This window comes from Bradyrhizobium sp. (assembly GCF_017881085.1).
GTDB lineage: Bacteria > Pseudomonadota > Alphaproteobacteria > Rhizobiales > Xanthobacteraceae > Bradyrhizobium.
Genome location: NZ_JADGRI010000467.1, coordinates 1 through 3,017 on the forward strand (window position 1 = coordinate 1; position 3,017 = coordinate 3,017).

General features: G+C 61.5%; 3 protein-coding genes. 1 reads left to right on the forward strand and 2 read right to left on the reverse strand.

Annotated elements, in window-relative coordinates:
• Positions 1-208: 208 nt before the first annotated feature.
• A complete protein-coding gene (locus QZ213_RS26715) occupies positions 209-454 on the reverse strand; it encodes a hypothetical protein (protein ID WP_291689051.1) in 246 nt (81 codons plus the stop codon).
• A 517-nt stretch (positions 455-971) separates the two neighbouring features.
• On the opposite strand from QZ213_RS26715, the gene QZ213_RS26720 reads away from it, so the two are divergent.
• Entirely contained in the window at positions 972-1,472 is a 501-nt protein-coding gene (locus QZ213_RS26720) for a hypothetical protein (RefSeq protein ID WP_291689052.1), read from the forward strand.
• 38 nt (positions 1,473-1,510) lie between these two features.
• Here QZ213_RS26720 and QZ213_RS26725 read toward each other — a convergent pair.
• Positions 1,511-3,017, reverse strand: a 1,507-nt coding sequence (locus QZ213_RS26725) for an MMPL family transporter (protein WP_291689053.1), incomplete at its 5' end; no start/stop codon positions are given.

A 3,017-nucleotide genomic window follows, 5' to 3' on the forward strand; every position in this document is an offset into this window, starting at 1 on the left:
CATCGGCAACTGGCTACATTCGCTAAAACAGTGATTTCGCATGCGTCGGTTTGCCCCGCGCAGGCGTAGGCATCGCGAACCCCATATAGGGGAATACGCCACCAAAACCAATGCTATCTGCGATGTCCTGACGTGCCCAAATCAAGCCGATGACGGGCCGATTAAACCAATGGACCGGCCTGCGGCGACGGTAGCCGGAAACGCGCGTCTATTGCCCGTGGTCTTTCAGCACGAGCTCGCACGCCTTGGTTAATTTGGGACGATTTTGCTGCAGGCACGCCAGAATGGTGAAATCGCCCTGGTCGATCACCGGACGGCAGAAGCGCTGAACGTCGCGCGAGCATGCCGCCTGCTCCTCAGGGGTGCCGCTGCGCTGCGCCGGCGGCGTCTCGGCGATGGCACCGGTGGAAACCGATAGTGACAACAGGATGAGTGCCAGGGAAAATTTACGCATCGTATTCCTTCATTCTGACGGCAGAGAAAGCTAATCCCGCATGATGCAAGGCATGACCGGGACCGACGGGTTGAATTGCAAACGCCGCGAACCGCAGCAGCGAGCTGACCAGAAGCGCTCGCAAATGCGGCCAAATTTACGGCGGTCGCCGTGCGAATCGCGATCTCCTGCGAATAAGCTCGATGATGCCACTAACCAGTTGATTTTAAGGTATTGTTTCTGATCTGGCGTTTTTCGCATTTGTTGCGGATCGGCCACGACAGGAACTATTCTTTGAACCGGAACTTGACGAAATCCGGGGCCGCTCCAATTTCGCTGAGGCGAAAAAGCGGTTCGCCAGCGTCCATCAGATTGTGTATCTATATGGATATCCGATCAGTGCCGACGAACCGGAAGGCCGCAACCGCGGGCGGCGTTCGATCTGTCATTTGAACCTAACACACTGCGGCGACACTAAATCTTCGATGCGGCGAGACGGATCTCTCTGATGAGAACGTCAATTTGAGGGAAAACGCGAATGAAACTGTTTGGCTCCGGCTTGTTTGGACAGGCACTCAAGGCTGCTGGTGTCGGCGCCGTACTCATGCTGTCGGTGACGGCGAGCCATGCCCAGTCTGGCCCGTTTATCGGCTTCAACGGCGCATGGTCCGGCAACGGCACGGTGGCGCTTTCCGACGGCACCACCGAACGCATCCGCTGCAAGGCCGACTACCTTGTCGACGGCTCCGGACTAGGCCTGAAGCAAACGCTCAAGTGCGCCAGCGACAGCTATAAATTCGACCTGACCAGCGATGTGAGGAGCCAGGGCGACCGGATCTCCGGCAGCTGGAGCGAAGCCAGCCGCAACGTGTTCGGCAATCTGCAGGGCACCGCGGGTGGTGGACGGATCGAGGTGTTCGTCGAGGCCAACGGATTTGCCGCCAACCTGACATTGCAGACCACCGGCAATAAACAGACTGTGCAGATCAGCTCAAAGGGCGAGATCCGGGGCGTCAACATCACGATGGTGAAGAGCTAACGCCCGCGCCTTTTTGATTTTGCGCTGGCGCGCGGCGCTCAGCCGTTCGCGCCGCCTTCCTCCGCCGGCGTCGCCTGGCCCTGCGTCCCGCGAAGCCGCTGCGACAGGTTGATCAGGAACATCGACGTCGGCCGCAGGATGAAGAGATCCGCGATCAGCGCCGCGACCATCGAGAAGGCGCTGAGCCAGCCGAACAGGCGCAGCGACGGCAGGTCGGAAAACACCGTCACTACGAGCCCGCAGGCCAGCACCACCGTGGTCAGGATCAGCGCCGGACCGACCAGCACGGTGGCGCGCTCGACCGCCAGTTCCGGACTGACGCCCGGCTTTGACTCCAGCCTGAGCCGGTTGAGGAAGTGGATCGTCGCACTCAGTCCGAGGCCGAACGACACCGTCAGCGCCACGACGCTTGCGAATTGCAGCCCCTCCCCGAGCAGCCACAGCACCGTGCCCGACAGCACCACGGGGAAGATGCCCGGCAGGATGCACGAGAACATCACCACCACCGAACGGAACGCGAGCCCGATGAAGATCGCGACCAGCGCGAACTCGATGGTCAGTCCGCGATTGAGCTTCTCGATCATGTTGGCGCTGTTGCGGGCGGCGATCGCCGACAGACCGGTGACGGCGATCTCGTAGCCGGGATGCGCCTTGCGCACCGTGTCCAGCGTGTGATCGAGATTCTCGACGACGGGAAGAATTTGACTGGAATCGAGATCGGGCACGCGGCCCGACACCACCACCGCATCCTGATCGGCGGAAATGAAACGCCGCACCAGGTATTTGGGAATCACGTCGACATATTCCTTCAGGGTCGCGACGTCGGAGCTTCCGGCCTTTTCCGCCAGCCAGCGCCGCAGCGTTTCCAGCGACCAGACGTTGCCGACGCCCGCCTGCTTCTCCACCGTGGAGTGGACATCGGCGATGGTCTCAAGCGTCTCCGGCGCATACAGCGAGGCGCCCTTGGGCAATTCGATCAGCACGTCGATCGCATTGGCGCCGGTCAGCTTGGCGTCGAGACGTCCGCTGGCCGCCACCGCCTGCTGCTTGTCCGGCACCTGATCGGCGAGCCGGTAACGCGGCTCGAGATTGGCATAGACCACGGCCAGACCGCCGACGAAGATCACCGCGATCAGGCTGAACAGGCCGGGCCGGCTCACCATGCGCACCGCGATCCAGTAACAGAAATTGCGCAGCATCTGGACGCCGGCGTCGGCACCCTGGAATTTTACGGCGAAAACCTTTTCGTTGCGGACAAGCAGCACCCCGAACACCGGCACCAGCGACAGCACCGCGATCAGCGCGATGATAGTGGCGGCTAGCCCGGCCTCGCCGAATTTGCGGATCAGGTCGGAGTTGGAGAATTGCAGCGCAATGAACGAAATGCCGGCGGTGCCATGGGTGAGCACGCAGGCCGGCCCGACCACCAGCACGGCGTTCTTGAAGGCGGTGTATTTGTCCTGCCCCGCGATCAGGCGGTCGCGCGCCGCGAACGTCAGCTGCATCGAGTCCGAGAAGCTGATGACCATGATCAGCGGCGTCATC